We start from the raw sequence: 7,185 nt of genomic DNA on the forward strand, positions 1-7,185 counted from the left end.
GAGCGCACCAACGTCACCGGCTCCAAGGCCTTCGCGCGGATGATCCTCAACGGCCAGTTCGAGGAAGCGCTGGCCGTCGCGCGCCAGCAGGTCGAGAACGGCGCCCAGGTGATCGACATCAACATGGACGAGGCCATGCTCGACAGCAAGGCCGCCATGGTGCGCTTCCTGAACCTGATCGCCAGCGAACCCGACATCGCGCGGGTGCCGATCATGGTCGACAGCTCGAAGTGGGAGGTGATCGAGGCCGGCTTGCGCTGCATCCAGGGCAAGGGCATCGTCAACTCGATCAGCATGAAGGAGGGCGAGGACCCCTTCCGGCACCAGGCCCGCCTGCTGCGGCGCTACGGCGCAGCGGCGGTGGTGATGGCCTTYGAYGAAAAGGGCCAGGCCGACACCTACGAGCGCAAGATCGAGATCTGCGAGCGGGCCTACCGCCTCTTGGTCGACGAGATCGGCTTCCCGCCCGAGGACATCATCTTCGACCCCAACATCTTCGCGATYGCCACCGGCATCGASGAGCACAACAACTACGCGGTCGACTTCATCAACGCGGTGCGCTGGATCAAGCAGAACCTGCCCGGCGCCAAGGTGTCGGGCGGGGTCTCGAACGTGAGCTTCAGCTTCCGCGGCAACGACCCGGTGCGCGAAGCCATCCACACCGTGTTCCTGTACCACGCCATTCWGGCCGGCATGGACATGGGCATCGTCAACGCCGGCATGGTGGGCGTCTACGACGACCTCGAGCCCGAGCTGCGCGAGCGGGTGGAAGACGTGGTGCTGAACCGCCGGCCCGATGCCGGCGAGCGCCTGGTCGAGGTCGCCGAGACCGCCAAGAGCGGCGCCAAGGACGAGAGCAAGAAGCTCGAATGGCGCGGCACGCCGGAGCATCCGGTGGGCGTGAGCCAGCGCCTCTCGCATGCCATGGTGCACGGCATCACCGACTTCATCGTCGAGGACACCGAAGAGGCCTACCAGGCGATCCTGGCCAAGGGCGGCCGTCCGCTGCACGTGATCGAAGGCCCGCTGATGGACGGCATGAACATCGTCGGCGACCTGTTCGGCCAGGGCAAGATGTTCCTGCCGCAGGTGGTGAAGTCGGCCCGCGTGATGAAGTCCGCGGTGGCCCACCTGATCCCCTACATCGAGGAGGAAAAGCGCCAGGACGAGGCCGCCGGCCGTGACGTCCGGACCAAGGGCAAGATCGTCATCGCGACCGTCAAGGGCGACGTCCACGACATCGGCAAGAACATCGTCACGGTCGTGCTCCAGTGCAACAACTTCGAGGTCGTGAACATGGGCGTGATGGTGCCCTGCCATGAGATCCTCGCGCGCGCCAAGGTCGAGGGCGCCGACATCGTCGGCCTCTCGGGCCTGATCACGCCGAGCCTCGAGGAGATGCAGTACGTCGCCGGCGAGATGCAGAAGGACGAGCACTTCCGGATCAAGAAGATCCCCCTGCTGATCGGCGGCGCCACCACCAGCCGCGTGCACACCGCGGTCAAGATCGCGCCGCACTACGAAGGGCCGGTGGTCTACGTGCCCGACGCCTCGCGCAGCGTGAGCGTGGCGCAGTCTCTGCTGTCGGAGCAGGCCGCGAACTACATCAACGAGATCAACGCCGACTACGACAAGGTGCGCCACCAGCACGCCAACAAGAAGCAGACGCCGCTGTGGCCGCTGGCCAAGGCGCGCGCCAACAAGGCGCCGATCGCCTGGACGGGCTATGTGCCGCCGGTGCCGAAGTTCATCGGACGGCGCGTGTTCAAGAACTTCGACCTCACCGAGCTGGCGAAGTACATCGACTGGGGGCCGTTCTTCCAGACCTGGGACCTGGCCGGCCCGTTTCCGGCGATCCTCAAGGACGAGGTGGTCGGCACCGAGGCGGTGCGCGTCTATGCCGACGGCCAGCGCATGCTCAAGCGGCTGATCGAGGGCCGCTGGCTCACGGCCAGCGGCGTGATCGGCTTCTGGCCGGCCAACACCGAGAACGACGACGACATCGTGCTCTACACCGACGAGTCGCGCACCGAAGTCGCCATGACCTGGTACGGCATGCGCCAGCAGACCGAGAAGCAGGAGATCGAGGGCGTGATGCGGCCCAGCCGCTGCCTGGCCGACTTCGTCGCGCCGCGGGCGAGCGGCCTCGCGGACTACGTGGGCGTGTTCGCGGTCACCGCCGGCCTGGGCGTCGAGAAGAAGGAGAAGTACTTCATCGACGACCTCGACGACTACTCGGCCATCATGCTCAAGGCGTTGGCCGACCGCCTGGCCGAGGCCTTCGCCGAAGCGCTGCACCACCGCGTGCGCTCCGACCTGTGGGGCTATGCGGCCGACGAGGCCTTGAGCAACGAGGAGATGATCGGCGAGAAGTACCGCGGCATCCGGCCCGCGCCCGGCTATCCGGCCTGCCCGGACCACAGCGTGAAGCGGCCGATGTTCGACCTCCTGAACTGCGCGGACATCGGCATGACGCTGACCGACAGCCTCGCCATGATGCCGGCCGCCAGCGTGAGCGGCTTCTACCTGAGCCATCCCGACGCGACCTATTTCAACGTCGGCAAGATCGGGCACGACCAGCTGCAGGACCAGGCGGCGCGGCGCGACCAGAGCGAGGCGGACCTCGAGCGCCTGCTGGCGCCGAATCTATGACACGGGAAGTCGTTGCCAGCGCGAACGGCGAGCGGGAGTTCCTATTCAGAAGTTGATGTTTGCAGCCACGCATTACGCGGCGCTGGCGGTGTTCGTGGTCGGATGCTGGGGTTTCGGCCGGGCGCTGCTGATGCGCATCGGCGCGCCCATGCGCCGCGATGTGTGGCTCGAGACCGCGATGGCGGCCGCGGCCGGGCTCGGGATCTTTGTCTGCGTCTTCCAGGCGATCGCGATCGCCGGCCTGTTCACCCGGGGCGCGGTGATCGGCGTGGTCGCGGCCGGCGTGCTGGCGGCCGGCCTGCAGGCGCCGGCCTGGCGGCGCGAACTGCGCGCGCGCGAGCGCTCGGCGCCCTGGACCTTCGTCGAGAAGCTGGCGCTGGCGGTGCTCGCACTGACCGCACTGCCGGCGCTGGTCGAGCCGCTGGCGCCGCCGGCGGCCTTCGACGAGCTGATGTACCACCTGCCCTATGCGCGCGAGCTGGCGCAGAGCGGCCGGCTCGCCATCCACGAATGGCTGCGCTACCCCTGGTTCCCGTACAACTACAACCTGATCCATGCGGGCGGGTTGCTGGTCGGCGACGACGTGCTGCCGCACCTGCTGAGCGGCCTCGCGGGCTGGCTTTCGGTGGGAATCGTCTACCGCCTGGGCGTGCAGCATGCGAGCCGGGTGACCGGCCTCATCGCCGCCGCGATCTGGCTCGGCATCGGCGACTATGAAAGCGCGCTGATCGACATCAGCGTGGCGCTCTTCGTGCTCGCGGCCTGCACCGCCCTGTGGTGGTGGCGCGAGTCCGACGACCCGGTGCGGGGGCCGCGCTGGCTGGCGCTGGCAGCATTTTTTCTCGGCATCGCCGCGGGTTCCAAGTACCAGGCCCTGACCGTGCTGCCACTGGTGGCGCTGTTCGTGGTGCGGCGCGAACGCAGGCTCAGGGTCTGGGCCGTGGCGCTCCTGTGTTTCCTGGTTCCCTGCATCTACTGGTATGCGCGCAACGCCGTCCTGACCGGCGACCCCTTCAACCCGATCGGCTCGCGCTTGTTCGGCTTCACCAACTGGAACCTGGCCGACTACAAGAACCAGTTCGACGACGTGAAGGCCCACGCCGCGTGGCCCAACGGCTTCCTCTGGGGCGTGCTGTTCGCCCCGCTCGCCCTGCTCTGGAAGCGTTCGCCCGCCGTGCGTGCGGCCGCGGTCTTCAGCATCTATTCGCTGGGCGTCTGGGCCCTGACCTCGCGCTATCCGCGCTATCTGGCGGCCTCGGTGCCGCTGATCGCGCTGGTCTCGGTGGTGGGCTGGCAGGCGCTGCTGGGCGGTCTGGCCGGCTGGCTGCGCCGCGCGCTGCCGCGCTGGAACGCCCAGGGCACGCTCGACCGCGCCGGCCGCTGTCTTGGCGTGCTGCTGGTGGTGATCGGAGTCGGGGGCTCGTTCTACATGACGCGGCGCAGCGTGGCGGCGATCGCGACCACGCCGGCCGAGCGGACGGCCTTCCTCGAGGCGAAGGTGCCCGGCTACGCCGTCATGAACTACCTGCGCGAGCACGCCAGCGGACGCGTCTACCAGATCGCACTCAGCGAAGCGACTTACTATGGGCCGGCGCCGGTGTGGGGCGACGCGATCGGACCCTGGCGCTATTCCGACTTCATCGTCCTGCCACCGGTCGAGTTCGCCCGCAAACTGGCCGGGCTGGGCTTCGAGGCGATCGCGGTGGGCGCCGGAAGCGCCCCGCTGCTCGAAGCCCAGCCCGGCTTCCTTGACCATTTCGCCTTGATGTACGAAAAAGCCGGTGCCAAGGCCTACCGCATCCTGCCCATCCAGAAATGACCGATCGTCCCGACCTGAGCGGCCTGCGCATCGCAGCCGTGATCCCGTGCTTCAACGAGGCGCTCGCCATTGCGCAGGTGGTGGACGAGTTCCGCGCCGCGCTGCCTGAGGCCGAGATCCATGTCTTCGACAACAACTCGACCGACGACACCGCGGCCGTGGCCCGGGCCTGCGGCGCGACCGTGACGCACGTCGCGCTGCGCGGCAAGGGCAACGTGGCGCGCCGCATGTTCGCGGACGTCGAGGCCGACGTCTACGTGATGGTCGACGGCGACGCCACCTACGATGTCGGCGAAGTGCGCCGCCTGATCGAGATGATGGTGGAGGGCAATCTCGACATGGTGGTCGGCTCGCGGGTCGACGACCGCGCCGACCAGCAGACCTACCGGCGCGGCCATCGCTTCGGCAACGCGCTCCTGACCGGCGCGGTGGCCAGCCTCTTCGGCGGCCGCCTGACCGACATGCTCTCGGGCTACCGCGTCTTTTCCAGGCGCTATGCCAAGTCATTCCCGGCGGTATCGGAAGGCTTCGAGATCGAGACCGAACTGACGGTGCACGCGCTCGAACTGCGCATGCCCTTCGCCGAGGTGCCGGTGCCGTACCGCTCGCGGCCCGAGGGCTCGGAAAGCAAGCTGTCGACCTACCGCGACGGCTGGCGCATCCTGAAGACCATCTGCAAGCTGTTCGTGAGCGAACGGCCGCTGCAGTTCTTCGCCGGCATCGCGGCCTTGCTGGCGCTGGCGTCGGTGATCATCGCCGAGCCGCTGGTCGCCACCTACCTGCAGACCGGCCTGGTTCCGCGAGTGCCGACCGCCGTGCTGGTGACCGGCATGATGCTGGTCGCGATGCTGTCCTTCGTCTGCGGCGTGGTGCTGCACACCGTGACCATCGGGCGCCAGGAGGCCAAGCGGCTGTGCTACCTGGCGATTCCCGGCGTGCGGCAGCGCGGTCGGTCGTGAAGATCGGTCGCGAATTCCTGTCGTTCGCGGTCGTCGGCGCGCTCGGCTTCGGCGTCGACCTGGGCGTGCTCTACCTGGTGGCGCCGACGCTCGGCTGGTATGGCGGGCGCGTGGTCTCGTTCATTGCCGCGGCCACCGCCACCTGGGCGCTGAACCGGCGCTACACCTTCGCCGATCGGCGGTCGGGCGCATCGATCGCGCGTGAATACCTTCGCTACCTGCTCACCATGCTGGCCGGCGCGCTGGTCAACTATGTGGCGTATGTGCTGACGCTGCACTGGCTCGGCGGCCCGCTGGCGCCTGCGCTCGGTGTCGCGCTCGGCAGCGGCGCCGGGCTGGTGGTCAATTTCCTGACCGCGCGGCACCTGGTGTTCAGGTAGCCCGCGCAGCCGAACAACAAACACAGCGCCGGTTTTCCCGCGGCCGGCGCAGCCAGGCCCATTGATGAAACACCGCGGATCTGGCTTTGCCAGGCCGCTGGTGTTGCCCTCGGCAGGGGGTGGGCGACTACACGAAGTGAGTCAACCTGGGGGCGAGCTAAATGATCACCGGGATCTCGGTCGCCGGCGGCGTGTTGCGGCTGCGTCCGCAGCGCACGATGCCGTCGATCATCACCATCCCGACGCCCGGGATGTCGCCGAGCTGCACGCTTTCGAGCAGGCCGATCGCGGGCGAATGCTGCGCCCGGTCCATGAAGACGAAGTCGGCGTCGCGGCCGACCTCGATCAGCCCGCAGTTGAGCTTGCGGATGCGTGCCGTGTTGCCGGTGGCGAAGCAGAACACCAGCTCGGCCGGGATGTTGGCGATCGAGGACAGCATCGCCACCATGCGCAGGATGCCCAGCGGCTGCACGCCCGAGCCCGCGGGCCCGTCGGTGCCGAGGATCACGCGGTGCGGGCACTTGAGCTCGAGCGCGGCCTTGGCCGCCGCGATGGCGACGCGCTCGTTGCCGTTGTGCACGATCTCGATCGCGCGCGACGATTTCTCGCACAGCTCGCACACGTGCGCCTCGGGCAGCGAGGTGTGGCCACCGTTGATGTGGCCGATGATGTCGGCATCGGCTTCGAGCACCACGTCCTTGTCGATCAGGCCCGAGCCCGGGATCGACGGGCCGCCCGTGTGGATGGTGCTCTGGATGCCGTACTTGCGGGCCCAGGCGACCATCTCCTTGGCCTCGTAGCCGGCCTTGACCGAACCCAGGCCGACCTCGCCGAGCAGGCCGACGCCGGCCTCGGCCAGTTCCTTGAAGTCGCTCTCGACCATGCCCTTCTCGATCACCGGCGCGCCGGCCAGCACCTTGACGCCGCCGGGGCGGAAATTGTCGAAGGCGCGCTGCGCCGTGATCGCCAGCGCCTTCAGGCCGACGATGTCCTTGGGCCGGCCGGGCAGGTGCACCTCGCCGGCGGAAATCATGGTGGTCACGCCGCCGTGCATGGTCGAGTCGATCCAGCCGATCTGGCCCTGGCGCGGCGTCCAGTCGCCGAAGACCGGGTGCACGTGGCTGTCGATCAGGCCCGGCGCGACGCAGGTCTTTTTCACGTCGATGACGGTGGTCGCGCCTTCGAGATCGCAGTCTTTCTCCTTGCCGACGGCGACGATCAGGCCGTCGTTGACGACGATGGTGTCGGCGTCGAGGATGGGCTTGTCGATATCGCCCGAGAGCAGCAGGCCTATGTTCCGGATGACGACCTTGCCCGACTTGGCGCCGGTTGCGATTTCTGCCATTTCAGGCCTCCCGCCGGGCCGCCCCAAGGG

Annotated in this window: 5 protein-coding genes; 4 read left to right on the forward strand and 1 reads right to left on the reverse strand. The window is 68.2% G+C overall.

The features are described 5' to 3' along the window. From metH to AC1D2K_RS26045, 4 genes are all read left to right on the forward strand, one after another. The coding region (gene metH / locus AC1D2K_RS26030) for a methionine synthase (RefSeq protein ID WP_478092156.1) at positions 1-2,652 on the forward strand (2,652 nt) is incomplete at its 5' end. A gap of 55 nt (positions 2,653-2,707) precedes the next feature. Continuing rightward, complete coding sequence (locus AC1D2K_RS26035; RefSeq protein ID WP_478092158.1) at positions 2,708-4,471, forward strand: ArnT family glycosyltransferase; 1,764 nt, start codon at positions 2,708-2,710, stop codon at positions 4,469-4,471. Continuing rightward, the gene (locus tag AC1D2K_RS26040; RefSeq protein WP_478092160.1) at positions 4,468-5,430 is read left to right on the forward strand and encodes a glycosyltransferase family 2 protein; all 963 of its coding nucleotides are present in this window, start codon (positions 4,468-4,470) and stop codon (positions 5,428-5,430) included. The genes AC1D2K_RS26035 and AC1D2K_RS26040 overlap by 4 nt, the downstream gene beginning before the upstream one ends. Beyond that, the gene (locus AC1D2K_RS26045; RefSeq protein WP_478092162.1) at positions 5,427-5,810 is read left to right on the forward strand and encodes a GtrA family protein; all 384 of its coding nucleotides are present in this window, start codon (positions 5,427-5,429) and stop codon (positions 5,808-5,810) included. Before AC1D2K_RS26040 ends, AC1D2K_RS26045 begins: the two co-directional genes overlap by 4 nt. A 157-nt stretch (positions 5,811-5,967) precedes the next feature. On the opposite strand, the gene AC1D2K_RS26050 is transcribed toward AC1D2K_RS26045, so the two are convergent. Then, positions 5,968-7,155 carry an amidohydrolase family protein gene (locus tag AC1D2K_RS26050; protein WP_478092163.1) on the reverse strand — a complete coding sequence of 396 codons (1,188 nt, stop codon included), beginning with the start codon at positions 7,153-7,155 and terminating at the stop codon, positions 5,968-5,970. Positions 7,156-7,185 lie beyond the last annotated feature (30 nt).

The organism is Variovorax sp. P1_H12_2 (assembly GCF_056405335.1).

Bases quoted from the DNA above. Each gene is read 5' to 3' on its own strand.
- AC1D2K_RS26035 (WP_478092158.1), top strand. From the start codon at position 2,708: ATGTTTGCAGCCACGCATTACGCGGCGCTGGCGGTGTTCGTGGTCGGA.
- AC1D2K_RS26040 (WP_478092160.1), top strand. From the start codon at position 4,468: ATGACCGATCGTCCCGACCTGAGCGGCCTGCGCATCGCAGCCGTGATC.
- AC1D2K_RS26050 (WP_478092163.1), bottom strand. From the start codon at position 7,155: ATGGCAGAAATCGCAACCGGCGCCAAGTCGGGCAAGGTCGTCATCCGG.